Origin of the sequence: Bartonella sp. CL70QHWL (assembly GCF_042194855.1) — a bacterium.
In the GTDB taxonomy this organism is placed as follows: Bacteria; Pseudomonadota; Alphaproteobacteria; order Rhizobiales; family Rhizobiaceae; genus Bartonella.
Genome location: NZ_JBHINJ010000004.1, coordinates 64,222 through 87,249 on the forward strand (window position 1 = coordinate 64,222; position 23,028 = coordinate 87,249).

At 37.2% G+C, this 23,028-nt stretch carries 19 protein-coding genes and 1 pseudogene; 14 read left to right on the top strand and 6 right to left on the bottom strand.

Annotated elements, in window-relative coordinates; all coding sequences use genetic code 11:
• Window positions 1-195 precede the first annotated feature (195 nt).
• Together nhaA and ACFIJZ_RS03065 are read right to left on the bottom strand one after the other, a co-directional pair.
• On the bottom strand, window positions 196-1,554 hold the full coding sequence (nhaA, locus tag ACFIJZ_RS03060; RefSeq protein ID WP_273790392.1) for a Na+/H+ antiporter NhaA: 1,359 nt from the start codon (window positions 1,552-1,554) through the stop codon (window positions 196-198).
• Window positions 1,555-1,700: 146 nt separating this feature from the next.
• Window positions 1,701-3,419, bottom strand: coding sequence for a hypothetical protein (locus ACFIJZ_RS03065; RefSeq protein ID WP_375631014.1), 1,719 nt, complete (start codon window positions 3,417-3,419; stop codon window positions 1,701-1,703).
• A 354-nt stretch (window positions 3,420-3,773) separates the two neighbouring features.
• On the opposite strand from ACFIJZ_RS03065, the gene ACFIJZ_RS03070 reads away from it, so the two are divergent.
• The 8 genes from ACFIJZ_RS03070 to ACFIJZ_RS03105 all read left to right on the top strand — a co-directional run bounded on the left by ACFIJZ_RS03070 (window position 3,774) and on the right by ACFIJZ_RS03105 (window position 11,956).
• Window positions 3,774-5,546 carry an SLC13 family permease gene (locus ACFIJZ_RS03070; protein WP_375631015.1) on the top strand — a complete coding sequence of 591 codons (1,773 nt, stop codon included), beginning with the start codon at window positions 3,774-3,776 and terminating at the stop codon, window positions 5,544-5,546.
• Between the two features lie 571 nt (window positions 5,547-6,117).
• Window positions 6,118-6,789 (top strand): tetratricopeptide repeat protein, encoded by a 672-nt coding sequence (locus ACFIJZ_RS03075; RefSeq protein ID WP_375631016.1) that lies wholly within the window; start codon window positions 6,118-6,120, stop codon window positions 6,787-6,789.
• A gap of 4 nt (window positions 6,790-6,793) precedes the next feature.
• Entirely contained in the window at window positions 6,794-8,218 is a 1,425-nt protein-coding gene (gene der, locus ACFIJZ_RS03080) for a ribosome biogenesis GTPase Der (RefSeq protein ID WP_273790396.1), read from the top strand.
• Window positions 8,219-9,257: 1,039 nt separating this feature from the next.
• Window positions 9,258-9,689: an AtpZ/AtpI family protein gene (locus tag ACFIJZ_RS03085; protein ID WP_375631017.1), complete on the top strand. Its 432-nt coding sequence runs from the start codon at window positions 9,258-9,260 to the stop codon at window positions 9,687-9,689.
• Between the two features lie 7 nt (window positions 9,690-9,696).
• On the top strand, window positions 9,697-10,455 hold the full coding sequence (locus ACFIJZ_RS03090) for a F0F1 ATP synthase subunit A (RefSeq protein ID WP_273790444.1): 759 nt from the start codon (window positions 9,697-9,699) through the stop codon (window positions 10,453-10,455).
• A gap of 55 nt (window positions 10,456-10,510) precedes the next feature.
• A complete protein-coding gene (locus tag ACFIJZ_RS03095) occupies window positions 10,511-10,741 on the top strand; it encodes a F0F1 ATP synthase subunit C (RefSeq protein ID WP_005773968.1) in 231 nt (76 codons plus the stop codon).
• Window positions 10,742-10,883: 142 nt separating this feature from the next.
• On the top strand, window positions 10,884-11,450 hold the full coding sequence (locus tag ACFIJZ_RS03100) for a F0F1 ATP synthase subunit B (RefSeq protein ID WP_273790398.1): 567 nt from the start codon (window positions 10,884-10,886) through the stop codon (window positions 11,448-11,450).
• An 11-nt stretch (window positions 11,451-11,461) separates the two neighbouring features.
• Window positions 11,462-11,956 (top strand): F0F1 ATP synthase subunit B, encoded by a 495-nt coding sequence (locus ACFIJZ_RS03105; RefSeq protein WP_273790399.1) that lies wholly within the window; start codon window positions 11,462-11,464, stop codon window positions 11,954-11,956.
• A gap of 123 nt (window positions 11,957-12,079) precedes the next feature.
• Here ACFIJZ_RS03105 and glyS read toward each other — a convergent pair whose 3' ends face one another.
• From glyS to ACFIJZ_RS03125, 4 genes are all read right to left on the bottom strand, one after another.
• Window positions 12,080-14,302 carry a glycine--tRNA ligase subunit beta gene (glyS, locus tag ACFIJZ_RS03110; protein WP_375631018.1) on the bottom strand — a complete coding sequence of 741 codons (2,223 nt, stop codon included), beginning with the start codon at window positions 14,300-14,302 and terminating at the stop codon, window positions 12,080-12,082.
• Window positions 14,302-15,243 (bottom strand): glycine--tRNA ligase subunit alpha, encoded by a 942-nt coding sequence (locus ACFIJZ_RS03115; RefSeq protein WP_375631019.1) that lies wholly within the window; start codon window positions 15,241-15,243, stop codon window positions 14,302-14,304. The genes glyS and ACFIJZ_RS03115 overlap by 1 nt, the downstream gene beginning before the upstream one ends.
• A gap of 92 nt (window positions 15,244-15,335) precedes the next feature.
• A complete protein-coding gene (locus tag ACFIJZ_RS03120) occupies window positions 15,336-17,030 on the bottom strand; it encodes a tetratricopeptide repeat protein (RefSeq protein WP_273790402.1) in 1,695 nt (564 codons plus the stop codon).
• A gap of 95 nt (window positions 17,031-17,125) precedes the next feature.
• The gene (locus ACFIJZ_RS03125; protein WP_375631020.1) at window positions 17,126-18,202 is read right to left on the bottom strand and encodes a polyprenyl synthetase family protein; all 1,077 of its coding nucleotides are present in this window, start codon (window positions 18,200-18,202) and stop codon (window positions 17,126-17,128) included.
• Between the two features lie 179 nt (window positions 18,203-18,381).
• On the opposite strand from ACFIJZ_RS03125, the gene ACFIJZ_RS03130 reads away from it, so the two are divergent.
• The 6 genes and pseudogenes from ACFIJZ_RS03130 (at window position 18,382) to ACFIJZ_RS03155 (ending at window position 22,994) form a co-directional block, all read left to right on the top strand.
• Window positions 18,382-19,170: a tRNA1(Val) (adenine(37)-N6)-methyltransferase gene (locus ACFIJZ_RS03130; RefSeq protein WP_375631021.1), complete on the top strand. Its 789-nt coding sequence runs from the start codon at window positions 18,382-18,384 to the stop codon at window positions 19,168-19,170.
• 191 nt (window positions 19,171-19,361) lie between these two features.
• Window positions 19,362-20,210, top strand: coding sequence for a S49 family peptidase (locus ACFIJZ_RS03135; RefSeq protein ID WP_273790405.1), 849 nt, complete (start codon window positions 19,362-19,364; stop codon window positions 20,208-20,210).
• 237 nt (window positions 20,211-20,447) lie between these two features.
• Window positions 20,448-21,356: a 4-(cytidine 5'-diphospho)-2-C-methyl-D-erythritol kinase gene (locus ACFIJZ_RS03140; protein ID WP_273790406.1), complete on the top strand. Its 909-nt coding sequence runs from the start codon at window positions 20,448-20,450 to the stop codon at window positions 21,354-21,356.
• A 165-nt stretch (window positions 21,357-21,521) separates the two neighbouring features.
• Window positions 21,522-22,190 carry a ribonuclease HII gene (locus ACFIJZ_RS03145; protein ID WP_375631022.1) on the top strand — a complete coding sequence of 223 codons (669 nt, stop codon included), beginning with the start codon at window positions 21,522-21,524 and terminating at the stop codon, window positions 22,188-22,190.
• A gap of 205 nt (window positions 22,191-22,395) precedes the next feature.
• Window positions 22,396-22,676: pseudogene (locus ACFIJZ_RS03150) on the top strand (type II toxin-antitoxin system RelE/ParE family toxin).
• Window positions 22,677-22,694: 18 nt separating this feature from the next.
• Window positions 22,695-22,994, top strand: a complete 300-nt coding sequence (locus ACFIJZ_RS03155; RefSeq protein WP_273790446.1) for a HigA family addiction module antitoxin — start codon at window positions 22,695-22,697, stop codon at window positions 22,992-22,994.
• The last annotated feature ends 34 nt before the right edge of the window (window positions 22,995-23,028 follow it).

The window sequence follows — 23,028 nt, forward strand, 5'->3', positions numbered from 1 at the left end:
ATGATTCCTCTCGAGTGTCAAAGGTTGTTGCAACATTAGAGGCTAGTAAATAGTATGATGACGTTAGTTTTCTCCTTCATAAGTGTAAAGATGAGGCGAGACAACGGATTTTACATTAAATATCGTCCGAATCGAACAAATGGGCAAAATTACTTTTTAGAATTTCTGCATAAAAATGTATTTTCAGTTAGTTTGTTAGGAACTATGAGAAATTCCTTTATTGCGCTTAATATAAATAAATCCATATCCCAGACCGATAAGGGCAGATAAACCAGAGCCACAAAGGACCCCAATTTTTGCCGCATCAAGCAGAATAATATCTTTAAAAGCGAGCATTGAAACAAAGATAGACATTGTAAAGCCAATTCCTGCTAAAAAACCAATGAGTAAAACACCTGTCCAGGTCATATGAGGGGGTAGGCGGCATAGTCCTGATTTTACAGCTATATAACTGGCAGTGATAATACCAAGAGGCTTACCGATGAAAAGACCAATGACAACACCCAGAACAATCAAGAATGATTTGTCAGAAGAAAGATCAAAGTTTGCAAAACTTACTCCTGCATTTGCGAAGGCAAAAACCGGCATGATAACGTATGCAACCCATGGATGCAATGCTTTTTGAACACGAGTTACTGGGGCAATCATGGCCCGTTGTCCTTTGCGCATCTTTTTTAATGCTGTTGAAATATGATGCAGATCTGTTTTTGTATTTTTTTCTTGAAGAATTTGCATAGCGTTACTGAGCATGGTGAGTGGCGCTACAAGAGTACGGGTAGGAAGAACGGGAGTCATCATCCCTAAGATTACGCCAGCAAGCGATGGGTGAACGCCTGTTGCCATTAAACCCCACCAAATGATTGCACCAGGTAAAATGTAAAGCCATGCTGATGCAAGCCCGATCCACTGAAAAAATAGTACCAAAGCAATACCCGCTCCTGCAATCATTAAACCGCTAGGATCAATGTTTGTTGAGTAGAAAAAAGCAATAATAAGAACAGCGATAATATCGTCAATAATCGCTAATGATAGAAGAATAATATGAAGATTAGAAGGAATTTTTTTTCCTAGAAGAGCAAGAATACCTAGAGCAAAGGCAATATCTGTTGCTGTTGGCACAGCCCAACCGCGCATATGTCCCTCGTTAAAATTGAAGATAAAGTAAATAATTGCAGGAACACAAACGCCCCCTATTGCAGCAACAATTGGTAAGATTGCTTGTTTAAAATCGGCAAGAGCACCTTCATGAATTTCTCGTCGAATTTCCATTCCTGCGACGAGAAAGAAAATAGTCATAAGGGCATCATTAACCCAGAAATGTAAATCCCATGAAAGAGTGAAATGACCCAAATTAAAGCCAAGAGGTGTATGCCAAAAAGATTCATAGAAAGCAGCATATTTAGAATTGGCAAAAATAAGTGCAGAAGCAGCAGCTAATAAAAGAACAACACCACTAAGAGCTTCAATATGGAGAAAACGCTCGATAGCAGAAAGCGCTTGATTGGTGACACGAGAAGCGCGATTAGGCAGGCGATTTGAAGATAAACCAGACATGAACAACTCCAAGCATCGACAATTTTAGATTCTATATTCTCTGTATAAATAACTCTGTATGATACCTTCTGTATCATATAAAAGAAAAAAGAGGAATAAAGTTCTTAATTTATAGACAAGATCATCATGTTTAAAGCACAAAATGTTTAAGGCGATGCTTCATTTTTAATAGTAAGATGTACTTTGCTTAAAGCCTTGGATAGATCATTTTGTAGAGCAGATTCGAGATCAACTATTGCGAGACCTTTATTATCTTTTGCTTTAATTTTCACGATCAATGTTTGTGGATTTTTAGCAAATTCTCCTAAGGATTTTGAAATTTTTTCTGCTTCGTCATGATTTTTTAGCAGAATTTTTGGGGTCTGCGTCATCATTAGATAGAAATCGTCATAAAGTTCCTTTTTAAGATCATGTTGGCTGTCATTAAGATTTTGCGCAAGATAAGAAAAAAGCTTATCAATGAAACCTGCATCAGTATATTGTATATCAATTTCATTGATGCCAAGATCTTGAGACGCAGCAATCATTATATTTTTCTGACCAGAAAAAAGCTTTTCATCAACATCAATAACCTTAGCCGAGATGTTCCCAGATCCAACGTTTTTCATATTGAAAGACATTGTATCAAGAAAGAGCATACGTTTTTTTTCATCGTAAGAAATATCAATTTTTCCTGAAACATTAAAGCGCTCAAGATTGATTTTTTTAAGCAAATTTAAGTCTTTTTCATTCATTTTTTTAGGTAAAATTGAAAGATTGTTGAAAGAAATAAGAAGTTTTTTTGGTATAGGCTGCTTCCATAAGCTTTGTTTGAATTGGAATGACTCAAGTGTTTCTTCAAGCTCTGGTGCATCAAAGGCGAAGTTACTCACTTCTGCATCAGTTAAGGTAATGTTAGAGAAGTTATTTATAATAATATCATGCAGAGCTTTTTTTTCAGCTACAGAATTATTTTTTTCTCGTGCATTAAGGTAAGCGTCAAACAATTTTTGAGGTGTTTGTTTGAACGATCTCATTTTAAAGCCGGATGTTTTAAATGCACCAATAGCCAGAGAAGTGTATTTCTCTTTTCCTTTGAAAATATCAGTTATTAGATTTTTTAGAGAAATAGAACCAGTAATGTTTTTTACTTGATTGACAGAATTAGCTTTTCCTAGAAGAATAGCATAGGCATAGTTTATATCAATATCATGTGCTTCTATTGCATCACTTTTAGTTATCATATGCATCTGTTTGTCATCATCTATAATGATCGCTTTAAGGTCCATATTTTTGATGCCAATAGAACGAATCCGACCATTTCTAAAATCAGAAAGTCGGAAATTTTTGACTTCAAACGTTTCTGTTCGTTCATTTGGATTGTCTATAAAAAGTTGTATATTAGGAGCAACGATTGAGGAAAGCTCAATGCGCATAATTGACTGCAAAAGGCGCGACGTGATTGTACTATCCTTTTCCTTTAAAAAGACGCTATTGAGAGAAATTTGGGGTATTTTTATACGAATATTATTAAGCTTATCGTTATATTTTAAATCAACATTATAAAATGTAAAAGTTCCGGGAATAAAGGAAAGAGGAGGACGGGCAGAAATGGCACCAATTTTAAGTGATGTACCAGCTGGAACGGGTAATGTCACATTCTTCAAGTTGACTTTACCTAGAATGCTTACTTCAGATGTTTCGGCTTTTATGGCACGACGGGCTATTTCTTGTCTTACAAAACTGTCAAGATAGGGTTTTGCGATATAAAATCCACCAACAATTATAATTGCCAAGATAGCAACAAATCCAATAATGCAAGTGAGCCAATATCTGAGGTTACTTTGATACCCACTATTAAGATTGACCATTCTTTCTTCTTTCATTTTTATCACTCTGTGAATTGAGAGTGAAGATAAATTCTTTTAAGCAACGACAAAGGTTTAAATATAGCGTGTACCAGTTTCAACAATTATCTACGCTCTATATTAGAGTTATTCTCATCTTTTTTGCAATATAGCTTTATCAACTTTTATCAATTTTCTTTGGGTTCAGCACTTTATAGAAAAGCACGCATAATAAGGAGAGGTGAGTTTATGCGCATCATAATTTTTTATCACTTTAAAATTATCCTAAAATATTCCGATGTCTGCTTTTATCTTGCTGCTGTTTATAGGAATATTTAAAACATAAAAGATATGTTTTTGTTCATTATAATTTAATGGGGAGAAGTGAGTGTTATGACAGAAAATCAAATAATGGCCTTTTCGATCATTGGTCTCATGATGGTTGTTTTTATTTGGGATCGATTTCGTTATGATCTTGTTGCTATTTGTACATTATTAATAGCTTGTGCCCTTGGTCTTGTTAGCCCGAAGGAAGCGTTTAGCGGTTTTAGTAATGATATCGTTATTATCGTGGGGAGTGTGTTTGTTGTCAGTACTGCTGTATCTCGCTCTGGTATAATGGAATTTATTATTCAACGGATATGGCCCGATGTGAAATCGGTGCGTCTTCAATTAGCTTTTTTGGTTCTTTCTGTTGTCGTATTATCAATGTTTGTTAAAAACATTGGTGCTTTGGCGATTATGCTTCCGATAGCTTTTCAGTTTGCACGTCGTTCTCAGGTTTCTCCTTCTGTCTTTTTGATGCCCATGGCCTTTGGTTCTTTGTTGGGAGGGCTTATGACACAGATAGGAACATCTCCTAATGTTGTTATTTCAGCGATGCAAGAGCGTTTAGCAGGAACACCTTTTACTATGTTTGATTTTACACCAGTTGGTGCGGTTATTGCGACGGCTGGTGTTGTATATTTGGTCTGTTTTTATTGGCTTTTGCCTGTGCGTGTGCGTTCAGGTGTATCATTTGATGATGCCATTGATATCCGTAATTATGTTGCAGAAGCGCATATTCCAATAAATTCACCGATTGTGGGGAAAAATATTGTTGATTTGGTTAAGCCATCAAGTGGTGATGTTATGGTAATTCAAATTATCAGAAACAAAGTATCTATTTCACCATTACCAGATTTTGTTTTGTCTGAAAATGATATTATTTTGCTGGAAGGGTCACATACAGGGTTAGATAGCGTGATGAACTCTGCTCGTTTAGAGTTTTCTAAGGGGCGAACTATTGCTGCAGGTGATAAGGACAGTGACATTGATATTATTGAAGCAGTCATTACCCATAATTCACCTCTTATTGGTATTAGTGCGAAAGAGTTTTCCCTATTTGATCGCTATAATGTAAATTTACTTGCGTTAAGTCGTCAACATGAAAGGGTGCGGGGAAGACTTGATGATATTATTTTCCATCTTGGAGATGTGATTGTTTTGCAAGGACAGGATGCAATTATTCCCAATTTATTAAGAGAATTGAAATGCTTGCCCCTAGCAAAACGAAATATTGTGTTTGGAAATTTACGACATGGTTTCATCTCTTTAGCTGTTTTATTTATAGCAATTATTTTTACAGCTTTTCATATTGTTCCAGTTGCTTTTTCTTTCTTTTCTGCTGCTGCTGCAATGGTGATCTTTCGTGTTTTGCCCGCGCGTGATCTGTATCAGGCATTAGATGGTCCAATACTCGTACTATTAGCGGCTCTTATTCCAGTGAGTGAAGCGTTAGAGAAAACAGGATGTACGGATCTCATTGGTCAATGGCTGAGCCAATTGGCAATATTTTTCCCGCCATCTGGTGCTTTAGCGCTTATGTTGGTGACAGCTATGTTGGTTACGCCATTTTTGAATAATGCAGCAACAGTGATGATGGTAGCACCAATTGCGTCAAGTTTTGCTCATTCCCTTCATTATAAGCCTGAAGCTTTTTTGATGGCTGTTGCAATTGGTGCGGGATGTGAGTTTCTTACACCTATTGGACATCAAAGTAATATGCTCGTGATGGCGCCAGGAGGATATCGTTTTAGTGATTATCCACGTTTGGGTGCTCCATTGGCGGTGTTGATCGTTATTATTGCTGTTCCAATGCTTATGTGGGTTTGGCCCTTACAATAGGATATTTTTAGAAACTTTAAGGATCAATTACAAAAGGTTGTTAATCGTATGAAGATAAGTTGAAGGGATACACTTTATATAAAGAGCTTTAACTGAAGATTTGGAATTATACCACACTTTAATCATGGCGCTTCGGTATTTTTGATACAGATAAAAATTTATTTATTGGGTTTTAAGGGACTTTCATGGAAATTTACCTTTTTTCAAGAAGTGGTTTTTCTATTATAATTCTATAATCCAATACAACCAACGATTGCGGTTGAAGACTTTAAAAGATTATCTCTCTATATAATGGGGAGAAAATCTGCTTGAGATGATAGGCAATCATGATAAATATTAAGGCAGTGAATTTTTCATAAGACTCAATATATGTAAAAGCTGTAATATGTACAAACAGGGTGCTTATATCATTTTCGATTAAGACTGTTGCAAAAATCCGATTGAATTGGCTACATGTTGATTTAAAATAAATAAACGAGCAATTTAAAGATTTTTAGTTAATTAGGACTACCATCTTTATCCATTTATGCGTAAAAGCACAGATAAAGTAACTTTTTTCAAGGTATGATATATGTCGTATGATAGTTTTATTGCTGAAGTGAATGCAGAATTTCGTCAGGAAAAGGCGCTTGCTTTTTGGAGACGGTATGGTTTTTCAATTATTGGAGCAGTTATTCTTTTTATATTCATGATAGTTGCTTATCAAGTTTATCATCATACGCAAATAAAGAAAGCTGGTTATATTGGTGATGCATTTGTAAAGAGTCTTGATCTTGCGAATACACGTGATTTTGATAAAGCGATAAAGCAATTAGAAACTGTTAAAACCTCTCATTTTGGGGGGTATCCTTTTCTTGCTCGTTTACGTGAGGCTTCTTTACTCATGGAGAAAGGTGATATTATTAAGTCAGTGGAGATCTTTGATTCTGTTGCAGCGGATGAGAAAGCACCGCAGATTTTGCAGAAAGTTGCAAAAATTCGGGCGGCTTATATTCTGGTTGATACAGGGACATTAGCTGATGTTGAAAAGCGCATCAAAGATATGGCAAGTGATACCGATCCTATGCGTATGTCTGCAAGAGAAGCTTTAGGCTTAGCTGCCTATAAGGCGGATAAAATGGATGAGGCGGTTTATTATTTTAAAAAAAATTCTGAAGAAGGTGCTTTGGGTTCAAAAATAACAGATCGGGCTCGAATGATGCTTGAGCTTATACAAGCTGAGGGCAAGGCAAATAAGGAATAAATCGATGAGCCTTACCATTGCTATCATTGGTCGTCCCAATGTTGGGAAGTCGACACTATTTAATCGTTTGGTTGGGCAAAAATTGGCTTTGGTTGATGATAAGCCTGGTGTAACACGTGATCGGCGTATTCATGCGGCAAAACTTCAAGATCTACGTTTTGATGTGATTGATACGGCTGGGCTGGAAGAAGCAGGTGATCATACACTCGAGGGGCGTATGCGTTCTCATACAAAAGTTGCAATTGATGAAGCGGATCTTATTTTATTTGTATTTGATGCAAAGAGCGGAATAACACCAAGTGATTTAAATTTTTCTTCATTGGTTCGCAAATCAGGAAAGCCAATTGTGCTTGTTGCCAATAAGTCTGAGTCAAGAGCGGCAACAGGAGGAGAGTATGAGGCGTGGTCATTAGGTTTGGGAGAGCCGTGCCCAATATCGGCTGAACATGGTTTGGGACTTAGTGATCTGCGTGATGCAATTATAGATGCTGTTGGGTCAGAGCATGCTTTTGGCAACAACAAAGAAGAAAATAGGATGATACAGCCTGCATCTGTTGGTGATGATGTAAAGGATTTGGAAGAAGAGGAGCTTATTTACGATGAAAGTAAGCCCATTAGGATTGCGATTGCGGGGCGTCCCAATACAGGAAAATCCACTCTTATTAATAGTATGTTGAAACAAGAGCGATTGTTAACAGGACCAGAAGCAGGACTCACGCGTGATTCTATTTCTGTAGATTGGGAATGGCGTGGTCGTCATATTAAACTTTTTGATACTGCGGGTTTACGTCGAAAATCGAGAATTCAAGAAAAATTAGAAAAACTATCTGTTGCAGATACTTTGCGTGCTATTCGTTTTGCAGAAGTGGTGGTCATTGTTTTTGATGCAACGATACCTTTTGAAAAGCAGGATTTACAAATTGCTGATCTTGTGATTCGTGAAGGGCGTGTTCCAGTTATTGCTTTCAATAAGTGGGACCTTATTGAAAACAGTCAGACTACATTGATTGATTTGCATGAAAAATGTGCTCGATTTCTTCCTCAAGTTCGTGGTTTGAGAGCCGTTCCTTTATCAGGACAATATGGTCAAGGGATTGATAAACTGATGGAAAATGTCATGATGATGCACCGTGTATGGAATCGTCGCATTTCGACGGCTAAATTGAACCAATGGCTTGGAACTGTTGTGGCACATCATCCACCTCCTGCGGTTTCTGGACGTCGACTTAAGGTTAAATACATCACACAGGTTAAGACACGTCCTCCTGGATTTATGATTTCTTGCTCGCGTCCCAAAAGTATGCCACAGTCGTATTTGCGTTATCTTGTCAATGGGTTACGTGAAACATTTGATATGTCTGGTATACCCGTTCGCATATCATTACGAGCCTCTGATAATCCTTTTGCGACACGTTCCAAGAAGAAATGATAACTCTTTAATTTTTTGAGTGAATGAAATCTATACTTAAGAATCTTAAAAGTAAGTTTTTTCAATGATCTTTCTTTTCATAAAATTAAAATTTTATTTGCTAAAGTTTTAATTTTATTGATGATCATTTATTTGCATGTCATGAGAAGAGTGTGATAGGGAGTATTTAAGAAAGAGTACATAATCCTCTTAATGGGTTATTTAAGTGCAAGAATAGATGCAATATGAGGGTAGGGGAATATAATTATGATGCTTGTGTGAAAAGCAGTATTAGATTATCGTTTCATAAAAATAAAGATTATGAATAAGCGCTTTTGCTTACGATAGTTTTGTCTGAATAAAAAGCAAAAATACTTGCTAAATCTACCGATATTCAATTGTAAAGAGCGAAGTTCATAAAAGTGGATTAAAATTGTATAAAGTGGTATGGTAATCGTATTTAAATTTTATTGTGTTCTATTGGCTTAATCTATTTGAAATTTTAGATTTATTAATATCTTGTATTTAAAGGAACTTCTCTTAATACCCTCAAGCTCATTTCGTGATGGGGCCTGTAATGGCATATGTAAAATACTTTGCGAATAGGATCATATAGAAACCATTGATTATTATTTTCATAAAATAAAAAGTGCAAGTTTATTTGAATAAAAGGTGTAAACTAACGCTCTCATACTGTTTTTTAGCTTTCTATGTTCTCTTTCAAAACTAGGATTGATATAACATTGGGAGCCGGAAAATAAGATGGTATCAGTTGACACCTTTCGTTAAGCGTAAAAATGGTTGTTCTATGAGTTTTATATTATTCACGGGAACTTTTGTTATACATTCACGGGTGCTGTCGTGAAATCGGTTTAGGTGCTCAGAATATCTTTTTAAGAAAGCATGTAAATTGAAAAATACGTTATTTCTGCAATAAAATTTATACGATAACTTGTGATAGATTTCTTTTAGTATCTTGACGAATAAATTCGGGAACAATATGATGCACACGGTTTTATGAAATGTATTCTTACGTTGCTTTTTAATTAAGGAGCCAATGATGGCGATGGGCGAGAAACCCGTTATGAGCCGTAAGGAGGCTGAAGAGGAAAAGCAAGGAGAGTGTCTTCATTCAGAGGATTTGGAATGTCGTAGTAGGAATTTAAGCGTAGCTTTAGTGCGCAAGCAAGCATTAAAGAAGCGGGAGCATAAGAATAAGCGGGAAAAATCACAAGGAAGGATGGCAGGCGCAATTAAGCTTTCCAGTGAGTTTCTGGCAAGTGTTATAGTTGGTATTGTTTTGGGGTTGGGGTTTGATAAGTTAGCAGGTTCATGGCCTTGGGGATTAGTATTTTTTCTCTTCTTTGGGTTTGCTGCTGGTGTATTGAGTATTCTTCGGTCTGTGGGGTATGTTTCCTCCAGTCAATTAGGAAAAAAAGGCGCATTGCGCCAAAAACAAGATAAAGGGGCCAATGAGAGGTCCGATAAATGAGGTTGAAGTGACAACGCACGCTCCAGATCCTATTCATCAGTTTGAGGTTTCAAGGCTGATTAAGATTTCCATAGGAAATATGGATTTATCGTTTACAAATGTATCATTGTTTACAGTCCTTACGGTTGTTGTAACTTCTATTTTTCTCTTCATTTCGTCATCGAGTCGTGGATTGGTTCCAACGCGGATGCAGTCTCTTTCGGAAATGGCATATGAATTTGTAGCATCGACTCTGCGGGAATCATCTGGTGTGCAGGGGATGCAGTTTTTCCCTTTAGTTTTTTCTCTGTTTACTTTTATTTTAGTTGCTAACTTTATTGGTCTCTTTCCTTATTTTTATACGGTTACATCTCAAATCATGATCACGTTTTCGTTAGCAATGGTGGTGATTTTGACGGTGATTGGTTATGGCTTTTATAAGCATGGGGTCAGTTTTTTGAAACTGTTCGTTCCCAGTGGAGTTCCTGTTGTGGTTTTGCCTCTGGTGACAATGATTGAGGTTATTTCTTTTCTCTCCCGTCCAATTAGTCTTTCTCTTCGTCTTTTTGCGAATATGCTTGCTGGTCATATTACGCTTAAAGTGTTTTCTGGGTTTGTTGTTTCAATGATTGGGGTAGGACTCGTAGGTGTGGGTGGTTCGGTTTTACCGCTTATTATGACTGTAGCAATTACTGCACTTGAGTTTTTGGTCGCATTCCTTCAGGCTTACGTCTTTACGGTTTTAACTTGTATGTATCTTAATGATGCAATTCATCCAGGACATTAATAAAACTGGCGGTTATTCCGTCGAATAATGCAATTTCGCTTTAAAGGAGAATAACATGGAAATGGTGCTTGCAGCAAAATATATTGGCGCTGGTCTTGCTTGCTTTGGTATGGCTGGAACAGCTTTAGGACTTGGTAATATTTTTGGTAGCTATCTTTCTGGTGCATTACGAAATCCATCAGCAGCAGATAGTCAGTTTGGACGTCTCGTCTTTGGTTTTGCTGTAACAGAAGCTTTGGGAATTTTTTCATTGCTCATTGCTTTATTACTTCTTTTTGGGGTTTGATCATCATCAAAAGGGTATATCTGTTCTTGCATGAGGAAAGATTTACCCTTTTAGCTCTTAACCAGAGAGATGCCAGAGAGATGTCAGTCAGTTATCATCGGTTATAGAGGGCTTTAATAAGCTATTTAAAGGATGAAAGAAGATGTTTGTTTCAAGCGCTTATGCACAGAACACTGAAACGTCGATAGAACATATTAAAAAGGTGGCAGAGCATGCAAATCGTGTGTTTCCGCCTTTTGATTTTGTGCATTTTGGTTCGCATTTTTTCTGGTTGGCAATTTCTTTCGGTCTTTTTTATCTTTTTATCTCTCGTGTAATTGTACCACGTATTGGTGGTGTTATTGAAACACGGCGAGATCGAATCGCATCTGATTTAGATCAGGCAATGCGCATGAAGCAGGAAGCAGACATTGTCGTTGAAACTTATGAGCGGAAATTAGCAGAAGCGCGTTTGAATGCGCAGGCTATAGCGCAGGTAGCTAGTGAAGAATTAAAAGAAAAGGCAGAGCTTGAACGGAAAGAAATTGAAGAGAGTTTAGAGAAAAAACTCGCAGATGCTGAAAAACAGATAGCAAAAATTCGGGATAAAGCGATGCAAAATGTTGGTTCTATCGCTGAAGAAGTAGCTCTTGAAATTGTGAAAAAATTGATTGACGTTGATATTAGCAAAGAGGCTGTTCGTTCAGTTGTTAAAACTGCGGATTATTGAGGAAGACAAAGATGACTGATACTTTTTGGGCATTTGTTGGGTTAGTTCTTTTTTTGGCTCTTTTAGTCTATTTCCAAATTCCACAAAGGGTTATACACCATCTTGATGCGCGTGCGAAGCGTATCAAAGATGAACTGGATGAGGCTCTGCGTCTTCGTGAAGAGGCACAGGAAATATTAGCTGAATATCAACGCAAACATGCAGAAGCAGAAAAAGATGCGCAAGAAATTGTTGCAGCAGCAAAGCATGAAGTTGAATCTATTATTGCTGAGGCCCGTGCAAAAGCAGAAGAATATGTAAAAAACCGTAATAAATTGGCAGAACAAAAAATCGCTCAAGCAGAAGCGGATGCAATACGCATGGTTTCTTCATCGGCTATTGATTTGGCAATTTCTACAGCACGTACCCTTATTGCAAGGGAAATAGATTCTAACAAGGCAGATGAACTTATTAAAGAGTCTCTTGAGAAAGAATCGTTTATCAAAATGAAAACATATCTTAATTAATGATATTTGAGAGATAAAGAACACTCTCTTTGGTTGCATAATTTTCTCAGTATTAATTAATAAAAGTCATAAAAAAGAAAAATTTATCTTTATTGTTTTTACCAGTTAATAGGCTCTTTGATTTTAAATGACAAGTTTTGAGAAGTCTGCAACTGATTGTGTAACAATGTGAGTGCGTTTGAGAAGAGCAAGACGGTTAGCACGAACATCAGGTTTTTTATCATTCACCAATACTTTTTCAAAAAATATATCGATCAATTTTCCAAGTGGCGCTAGCACACTGAGTGCAAATGATAAATTTGTTGCATTGATGGGAGCAAGACCCTTTCTTTCTACTTCACAGATTGCATGATAGAGCTGCTTTTCTTCTTTCTCGATAAAGAGCTCAGGATTAATTTCATTCGCTATTGTTGTGCTTTTTTGAAATTCATTTTCAAGAATATTGGCAGTACGTTTTACAGAGGCTACAAAGTTCATTCCATCATGGGTATTGATAAAAGCGATAAGCGATTCGACACGACGTGCAACCAATAAAAAATCATCAGAATCTTTATTTAAAACGGCTTCAAGGGCATCGTAACGAGCGCCTTCCTCTTTTAGATAGATTTTCAAACGGTCATGAAAAAAGAATAACAGATCTGATAAAATATATTCTGTTTTTTCTGGAAGCAGATTCTGCAATTGTGAATTTTCTCTTTGAGAGATTTCATGTTTGTTTTTTTGTTGTAAGAAAAGATTCGTTGCTAACTGAAACAGTGGCATAAGATTGATTTTCCAATCTCGCGAAAGTACAAGCCTAATAATTCCCAATGCTGCTCGTCTTAACGCATAGGGATCTTTTGAGCCCGTTGGTTTTTCATTAATGAGCCAAAAGCCAACGAGCATGTCAATTTTGTCGGCGAGCATAACGGTTATAGCAAGTGGTTCTTGTGGAAGACGATCTGTTGGACCTTGAGGTTTATAATGGTCTTCGATTGCTACAGCTACGTGAGGATCTTCCCCTTGAAGAAGGGCGTATTTTTTCCCCATAACACCTTGTAGTTCAGGAAATTCTCCGACAATTTCTGTTTGCAAATCAGCTTTTGCAAGGATGGCTGCACGTTTTGCTAAAAGAGGATCTGTTTGTATCAAAGGGGCAATTTCTTGTGCGAGTGTAGCAATGCGTTCTACCCTTGCACCTTGCGTACCCAATTTAGCATGAAAAGTTACATTCAAATGATCAAGTCGCGCCATTCTTTGATCGAGAGGTTTTTTTATATCAAGTTCAAATTTTTTTATAGAAGATTCCAATTGTTGAAGATCAGGCAAATCACGCTGATCAGTTTGCCAAAAATGAAGTGCATCGGAAAGACGGGCACGGACAACCTTACTATTTCCTTTCGAAATTTCTTTGCCTTCATCATTTGCAAGAATATTAGAAACGAGAATAAAATGATGAGAAAGTTTTACGTTTTCTCCTTGTTTACGGGTGACAAAACATTTTTGATTGGCTCGAATGGTCAAGCGAATAATTTCTGGAGGAATATCAAGGAATGATTTTTCAAAATCACCCATCAGGATAACAGGCCATTCAACAAGAGCAGCAACTTCTTCTAGGAGAGGATTATCTTGAACCAGTTCTAAACCGTTTGCAAAGCAGAGATTTTGGGCATCAGCTAAAATAATATTCTTTCGTCTCTCGGCATCCAGAATGACTTTATGAGTTTCAAGTTGAGTAACATAATCATCAAAGCGGCGCACTTGAAATGGCTTTCCATCACTTAAGAAACGATGACCATAAGTTAAATTATTGCTTTTAAGAGAACCAATTGTAAATGGAATAACATGTGTTTCACCAATTTCTGGTCCGAAAATACAAAGAATGTTTTGTAAAGGTCGAATCCACTTCAAAGTACCACTTTGTGCTGAATCTTTTCCCCAACGCATAGATTTCGGCCACGGAAAGTTGCGGATAATATCCGGTAAAATATCGGCAATAATTTCTTCTGCTGCTCGACCTTTTTTAACAATTTTAGCAATATAAAAATGACCTTTTTTATCATCATGTCCAATATGCGCTTCAGAAATATCGTTTAATCCTGTTGCACGTAGAAAACCATCAATTACATGCTGTGGTGATTTTATACTGGGACCTTTGCGTTCTTCATGGATATCTTTTGAGCGTGTGGAAAGTCCGCGTATGTCCAATGTTAGCCGACGAGGTGTCCAATATTCACGAGCAGCTTCATAGATCAATCCAGCATTCACAAGTTGATCTGTAACAGATTTTTTAAGATCAGCAGCAGCTTTTCGTTGCATACGTGCGGGGATTTCTTCACTGAAAAGTTCAAGAAGAAGATCAGACATTAGGCTTCTCCAGTGTATATTTGTCCAGCTTCTGTGAGTAAGAAGGCTTCCCCACAACGGCGCGCGAGATTACGAACGCGAAGAATGTAATTTTGTCGTTCGGTTACAGAAATAACGCCACGTGCTTGCAAAAGGTTAAAGATATGGCTCGCTTTAATACATTGATCATAGGCAGGAAAAACACAGCGATGGAATACATTTTCTTTATTTGGTTTTCCAGCATCAAGAAGTGCGCTGCATTCGCGTTCTGCATCGATAAAGTGCTGATGGAGCAGTTTTGTATCAGCAAATTCAAAATTATAATATGAGTATTCCTGTTCTGCCTGTAAAAAAATATCTCTATAACTTATTTTGTTGTCTCCCTCCAAACCATTAAAGTTAAGGTCATAGACGTTATCAACCCCTTGGATATACATCGCTAGACGCTCAAGACCGTATGTGAGTTCCCCTGAAACTGGAGCGCATTCAATGCCGCACACTTGTTGAAAATAAGTAAACTGAGAGACTTCCATTCCATCGCACCAGCATTCCCATCCGAGCCCCCAAGCACCAAGAGTGGGACTTTCCCAATCATCTTCAACAAAGCGAATATCATGCAGTTTTGTATCAAGCCCGATAGCTTGTAGCGACTTTATATAAAGTTCTTGTAGATTGAGCGGAGAGGGTTTGAGAAGCACTTGGAATTGATAATAGTGTTGTAAACGATTTGGATTCTTACCATATCGGCCATCTGTTGGACGTCGAGAGGGTTGGACATAAGCAACTTTCCAAGGGCGTGGACCTAGAGAGCGTAATGTTGTTGCTGGATGAAAAGTCCCAGCTCCGACTTCCATATCGTAAGGTTGCAAAATTGCACATCCATAGTGTGCCCAATAATTTTGCAAAGTTAAGATTAGTCCCTGAAAAGAACGTTTGGGGTTAAGATGTTCAGGCAGTTTCACGCTTTATACTCTTTATATTGGACTAAACAAAAAACCAAAGTAATTTTAGTTTCTCTATTTATTATTTCATGTGGTTTATGGTTAAGCATCATTTATTGCAAACCAAATTTCAACTTTTCTTGAATTTGTTCAGAATTTTCTGGTTTTCCGTCAATTGCGTGGTTCCATTGAAAGATTGCTTCACGTTTACGTCCAACTTTCCAATAGGCATCCCCTAAATGATCATTCAGTGTTGGGTCCTCAGGTTGTAATCTGACAGCATTTTCTAATATTTGCACTGCTTTATTATATTCTTTTAGTTTATAATAAGCCCATCCTAAAGAATCGAGAATATGACTGTTGTGAGCTTGCAAAGCAGAAGCTTTTTGCAGCATACGGAGCGATTCTTCAAGCTTCTCACCACGTTCCACAAGGGAATAGGCTAAATAATTAAGAACTTGCGGTTGGTTTGGGAAAAATTCAAGTGATTTTCGCAAGTCAATTTCTGCTTTTGGCCATTGCTTTAAACGTTCAAAAGCAATACCACGTTGATAAAAGAGTTTCCAATCGTCCTGCTGAAAGTTTTTTATCTTTGTAATAGCGTAGTCTAGAGTTTTAATGGCCTCAAGAAATTTATTGTCCTGCATATAAAAAGCAACGAGTGTTATCAAAATATTACGATCATTGGGAAATTTTTTATTTAACAATGTGAGTAATTTTATTGCTTCTTTGTAATTGTTGTTATTGGCAAGAAGGAATGCAAGATGAAGTTGTCCATCTTTATAATAAGGAGATTTAGGGGATAAAGCGCGATAAAGTTTAATTGCTTGATGTGGATCGTTCAATTTAGCAGAAATGTGTGCGAGCTGAAACAGTGTTGCGTCATTTTGAGGGTATAATGCGAAAGATAATTGCTTAAAAATACGTGCAATTCGCCCTGAGTTTTTGTAGTTGAGGGCTGTTCCAAAATTATATAATACCTCGGCTGCTCCTTGTTGAGGTGTTTTAATAACTCTCTCTAAGAAAGCATTTTTTTCAATTTTTTCTCGAAAGTTTTTAAGGACTTCGCGACCTGACAACATTTGTTCGCCATGCTGGATTGTTTGAAGAGCTTGGTTGCGCATACTATGGCGCAATTGGAATGAGGCATAGGCTATGATAATACGCTCATAAGTATTAGGAGCGATAAGAGTTCCCTGTTTGTTACTCAGTGCTTTAATGAAATATTTTTTTGCATCCTTTGGCCGTTCTGCAAGGTCGCTCATAAGTGCTAGATGATAAGATATAAAAAGGTCATACCAGACAGGACCTTTGAGTTTCTTAAGATCAGCGATTGCTTGAGATTTTTGTCCAGATCCAAATGTAATCCAAGCGCCGATGAGTTCAGGTATTGGATTATTGGACGTAGGAAGTTCTTTTAATTGGAGAAGAGTCTTGGCATTCTTATAGTCTTTTTTGATGAGACTTTCTACTGACAAAGTTAAGGAAACAAAGGGAGTTATAACATCGTTCTCTTTGAGTTTTTGGGCTTGTTGGACAGCTTCTTTAAAGTTTCCGACCGAGAGCATAGCTTCAAGGAGCTCTTTTTGTGTTTCAATGTTATCAGGTTGATAAACCAGTGCTTGTTTAAAATAATTGATAGCAAGTTCTGTTTTATTTTCATGATTTGCAACCCTTCCAGCTAAATAAGCACCTGTAAATGAGCTTGTATGAGTTGCTGCACTTATTTTACTGTAGGTGGGGGATGGCATCAGCATGATACCCACGATAAAAAGGGCAAAAAGTCGAGATACCGTTGCAGAGCACATGGAGCTAATCCTTTTCAAGATAATCAATTGATGGTGTTGTTTATAGATCATATCTCATTACTTTGTTGAGAAATACTGCGATTCTTGCAAAGAATTCAGTTTACGCGTGAAATACAAAATTCAACAGTCTCAACGAGAGCATTGTAAGCAAGATTTTCATTCATGGGAACAAGAGCATCAATTGCATATTTTCCATAGATGCGTGCTTGTTCTATTGTATCTGTGATACTATCATACTTTTCCATTAAGTGTTGCGCGTGTGCAAAGGATTCATCATTATTATTGCCATCTTCAAGCGCTTTTTTCCAGAAATCTTTTTCTACCATATTCCCACGCTCATATGCGAGAATAACAGGCATTGTGATTTTTCCTTCTCTAAAATCATCCCCTATATTTTTTCCTAAGTTTTGAGCACTACCGCTATAGTCAAGTGCATCATCAATTAATTGGAAAGCTAAACCTAAGGATGTTCCATATTCACGTAATGAAGAACGCTCTTTATTTCCATAGCCAGCAATAATGGGTCCTACTTCAGCGGCTGCTGAAAAAAGTGCTGCTGTTTTTGCATTGATGATTTTGAGATATTCTGAAGGGCTGGTTTTTATATTTTTTGCGGCAGAAAGTTGCATAACTTCTCCTTCAGCAATAATTGCAGCAGCGTTGGCTAGGACAGAGAGCGCTTCTATGGAACCGACATCGACCATCATTTTAAAGGCCTGGCCCAATAGGAAATCACCAACAAGTACACTTGCTTGATTCCCCCAAATCATCCGTGCTGTAGATTTTCCACGTCGTAAATTACTTTCGTCAATCACATCATCGTGTAGTAATGTTGCTGTATGCATAAATTCAACAGCTGTTGCGAGTTTTATATGCCCGTCACTTTGATAACCGAACATATGAGCAGAAGCGAGCGTAATCATTGGGCGTAATCGCTTTCCACCTGATGAAATAAGATGGTTAGAAATTTCAGGGATCATCTCAACCTCTGATTTTGCCATAGAGAGAATAAATTGATTTACGCAATCCATATCTTTTTGAGTAAGATTGACAAGAGATTGAAGAGAAATTTGATTATTTCTTATTTGTTTTAGTTTGATAGCTGCACTCAATGTGTTTACTCCTAGAGTATTGCAATGGACATATATAAAAATTACTTTATTCATTAGCATAAAGGGGGTTTGGTTTTGACTCAAGCTTTTGATGTCGTTTAAAAGTGTTAGCTTGGAATGTTATTGGCAAGAAATGTTCTTTAGCGAGTGTAATCTTATTGTTATGAAATAATAAAAAATTTAAAATAGCAGCTGAATGGCAAAAATGCAGTTTATAAAGATGAACATTAGGCTTTTAAATGAATAAAGCAGCGAATCAAATTGGTGAAACAATTGACAGTTTTCACCGCGGAAAATTTTATTTGGTTCAACCCCATAAATATGGTCATCGTTCTGGAATGGATGCGATGTTATTAGCTAGTTTGGTTCCAAGTGATTTAAAGGGCAAGGTTGTTGATTTAGGGGCAGGTGCTGGAGCTGCAGGGTTGGCTGTTGCTTCGCGTTGTCTGAAAGTTCATGTTACCTTAGTTGAACGTTCAGCTTTTATGGTATCTTACGCTCAAAAAACGCTTATGCTAAAACAAAATAAACAATTTGCTAGCCGAATTTGTTTGCTAGAAGCAGATGTTACCTTCAAAGGGAATGCCCGTATAAGAGCAGGTTTGATAGATAATAGCTTTGATTTTGCGATTATGAATCCACCTTTTAATAATCCCACCGATCGTAAGACACCTGATAAACAAAAATCTGAAGCACATGTTATGTCTGAAGCGATGTTTGATAACTGGTTGCGGAGTGCAGCAGCCATTGTTAAGCCAGGTGGATACTTAGGGCTCATTGCGCGTCCACAATCGCTGACAGATATCTTGCGTGCTTTAGAAGGGCGTTTTGGTGGTATTTGTATAATTCCTGTGCATGCACGTGCGAAAACAGCAGCAATTCGTCTTTTATTTTACGCAAAACGAGGAAGCAGAGCAGCTTTATCTGTTTTGCCGGCATTGGTTATACATGAAGGTAATGACCATACTTTTTCACCACGGGTTGATGCAATTAATAATGGATATATAAGCTTGTGGGAACTTTTCTAATAGTATCTTGTGTTTTTTAGTTTATTATTTAGAGTCCAAACTTTGTTATTAGGGAGGTTTGACTTTGGGTGAAGTTATATTTCTGCTTGTAATGTGGGGATTGATTGGCGCTTTTGGATATTATCGCGTTCTTCCTTTTTGTTGTCCTTTCCTATTTAATTGTTCTTAATTTATAAGGAGATTTTGTTTTGATGGATTTTATTAAAAGTTTTATTCCACGCCGTTTTTCTTCCGATAAACTTGAAATTCCTGTGGTGCGCCTTCAAGGAGCAATTATGGATTCATCAGCGTCTATATCTCGTACTCTTTCCCTCAGTAGGTGTGCAAATCTTTTAGAGAAGGCTTTCGGACACAAAAAGTCACCGGCTGTTGCACTTATTATTAATTCTCCTGGTGGTTCACCTGTACAGTCGCGTTTTATCTTCAAGCGTATTCGTGATTTGGCAGAAGAAAAAAATAAAAAGGTTCTTGTGTTTATTGAAGATATTGCAGCATCCGGTGGTTATATGATTGCTTGTGCGGGGGATGAAATTTTTGCAGATCCTTCTTCAATTGTTGGTTCCATTGGAGTGGTTTCAGCTTCCTTTGGTTTTCCGGAACTTTTGAAAAAAATTGGTATCGAACGGCGTGTCTACACAGCAGGAAAGAACAAAGTTACATTAGATCCATTTCAGCCAGAAAAAAAGGCGGATATTGAGCATTTGAAATCTCTCCAACTTGAAGTGCATCAAACTTTTATCGATTTGGTTAAAGAACGGCGTGCTGAAAAATTATCAGATGATTCGAATCTCTTTACAGGAATGTTTTGGAGTGGAAAACAAAGCGTTGAGCTTGGTCTTGTTGATGGATTGAATGATGTACGTTCTGTTATTAAAGAGCGCTTTGGTAATGATGCAAAACTTCGACTTATTACGCCTCCAAAAAGTTTTTTAGGACCTAAAACGCCTTCAGGAGTGACGGCACATACGGTTTATACAGTCATTGATAGTGCATTGATGGCAGCAGAAGAGCGAGCACTTTGGCAGCGTTATGGTTTGTGATGGAAAGGATCATTCAAGCCAGAGAGATTTTTATCTAAAAACAGATGCTAGAAGAAAAAAGGCTTGAAATGATACGAATGAGAACATGTCGTTTGTTTTGTATGAGAACTCTTTATATTTATTGTTTTTTAGAAAACGATTAAGAATATTCCAAGCTGTTTATAGTGCTAGTGCTAAAAGTGTGGATAAAAGGGGGGAATTTGTAAAAGAACCCTATACAGGTTAATATTACGTCATATGATGCCAAATGTACAAGCTTCGTTCCAAAGACATTCCTATTTATTTACACCTATTAAATTGAATTTAGCTCTACATGTTGTGGGGCAACGTGCTGATGGGTATCATTTAATAGAAAGTTTGGTTTATTTTAGTCTTAGCGGTGATTGTCTACACTATGCACCTTGTGAAAATAATCAGTTTGTTTTGACGGGGCCGTTTGCAAAAGGACTTGTTTCTCATTTAGACAATTTGGTTATTCGCGCACGGGACTTTATGCATAAGACTTTTCCGGAATGTGCTCAACCTGCTTTTTTTCGGCTTGTAAAAACATTACCTGTTGCTTCAGGCATTGGTGGCGGCTCAGGTGATGCAGCTGGGGTTATCAGCATGTTGCGTCAACAGTGGAATCTTGATTGCCCTTACGAAGAATTAGCAAAAAAGAGCTTAGTTCTTGGTGCTGATGTTCCCATGTGCCTTTGTGCATTAGAATATCAGCAGCCGCTTTTGGTCAAAGGAATTGGTCAAGAGATGATACAAATAAAAGGAGCCTGTTCTCTTGCAATAGTATTGGTTAATCATGGACAAGAGATTTCAACACCAACTGTTTTTAAAGCGTTAGAGAAGCGTCATAATCCTTCTTTAAAAATTAATACAGACGCTTTAAAAAGTGTTGATTCATTGGTTAAAGCTTTACAAGAAACGCGTAATGATCTTTTTTCTCCTGCATTAAAAATAGCACCTCAGTTAGCTGAAGTGTTATCTATATTAGATGAATGTGGAGCTCTTTTTTCCCGTATGTCTGGAACGGGAGCAACTTGCTTTGGCATTTTTAAAAATAAACAAACGGCGCAACAAGCAGCTCTTTTTATCAAATCAATGCACCCAAATTGGTTTGTAAAACCTATCATGACTTTAGGAAATATTTGATAAATAAATATAAAAGCTTTTATTTCATCATGATTTTATTATACATAATGAAAGAGGGGAACCAAAGAAATGTGCTTTTTATCTTTTGTGTAAGAGTTCGCAGAATATTTGAAGAGCCATTTAAAACTGTAATGCTTGCAAAAAATGATCAGGCTACAGAAATAGATGTATGTTTGTTGTATGTGTGATTTATCAAAGATGTTTAATTTGCCGCTTCAACCAAATTTTTCGTGCGAATTGGATTTGCAAAAACAGGGTTTTTTTCATATAGCAGGTGTTGATGAAGTAGGACGGGGGCCTCTCGCGGGACCTGTGGTAACAGCAGCCGTTATCTTGGATAGAGATCGTATTCCTAATGGGTTAAATGATTCAAAAAAACTTTCTTTTTTCCAACGAAATAGACTTTATCATGAAATTTTGCAAAGTGCATTAGCGGTTTCAGTCGCCAGTCTTTGTGCTCGTACAATTGATCAATCTAATATTAGAAAAGCAACTTTAGAAGCAATGCGTCGCTGTATTATAGGATTAGCCATTCCAGCCCACTATGTCCTTGTTGATGGGCGTGATATTCCTTCTGAGTTGTCCTGTTCTGCAATGGCGTTGATTAAGGGCGATCAGCGTTCAGTTTCAATTGCAGCCGCATCTATTATTGCGAAAGTAACGCGTGATCGGATGATGGAATGTGCAGGACAAGTTTATAAAGGGTATGGTTTAGAGAAGCATGTAGGTTATGCAACGCTAGCGCATCGTACAGCTCTTGATAAATATGGACCAGTTATAGGGTTACATCGTTATAGTTTTGCACCACTAAAAGAGTGTAAAAAAGGTAATTAAAATCAGTTACTTATTACAAGAGTAAGGGGTTTTATAATCATTGATTCTATTATGTTTTTTGAGTGTCTATCCCTAACCTTTTTGAAGCTTTTTTATCACTTATTCCTATCTATTTTTTCCAGATATAGAATCAGATATTTCTAACATGGGCTTAACTCTTATTTGTTATTAACCGTATAGCGATGATATACGACAAGGGGTGGTAATGGCAATTGTGAGTTTTAAACATAAGGGCTTAAAATTATTTTGTACAACAGGTTCCACAAAAGCTATTTGACCAGATCATGTAAAAAAATTCGCGTTATCTTAACGGTTTTAACAAGTGCTACTACGCTTGAAATATTGAGAGAGCCTGCCTTTAAAATGCACCATCTTAAAGGTGAACTTATAGAGTACTGTTCTATATGGGTGAATGGAAATTGGCGTGCTACTTTTCGCTTTATAGGAACAGATGTGGAGCTTGTTGATTATCAAGATTACCATTGAAGAAAGGAATGAAAAAAAATGATGCACAACCCCGCACATCCGGGTAAAGTTCTGAAAGTAGCTTTCTTAGAAGAAATGGGGATAACAATACAAAAATTAGCTGATCATGTCCATATGACAAGAGCTTCTTTATCAAGAGTGATTAACGGACATGCTTCTATAAGTACCGAGCTTGCTGTTAAATTAGAATTAGCTGGTTTTAGTAAAGCAAAATTTTGGTTGGATATGCAAACAAACTATAATTTATGGCAAACAATGCAACAGGCACAACCACCTATTTCTCCTCTGGTTTCTGATACATCTCAAACGCCGCTTTGATTTCGTTAATAATTTTGATAGCAATTTAGTTTGT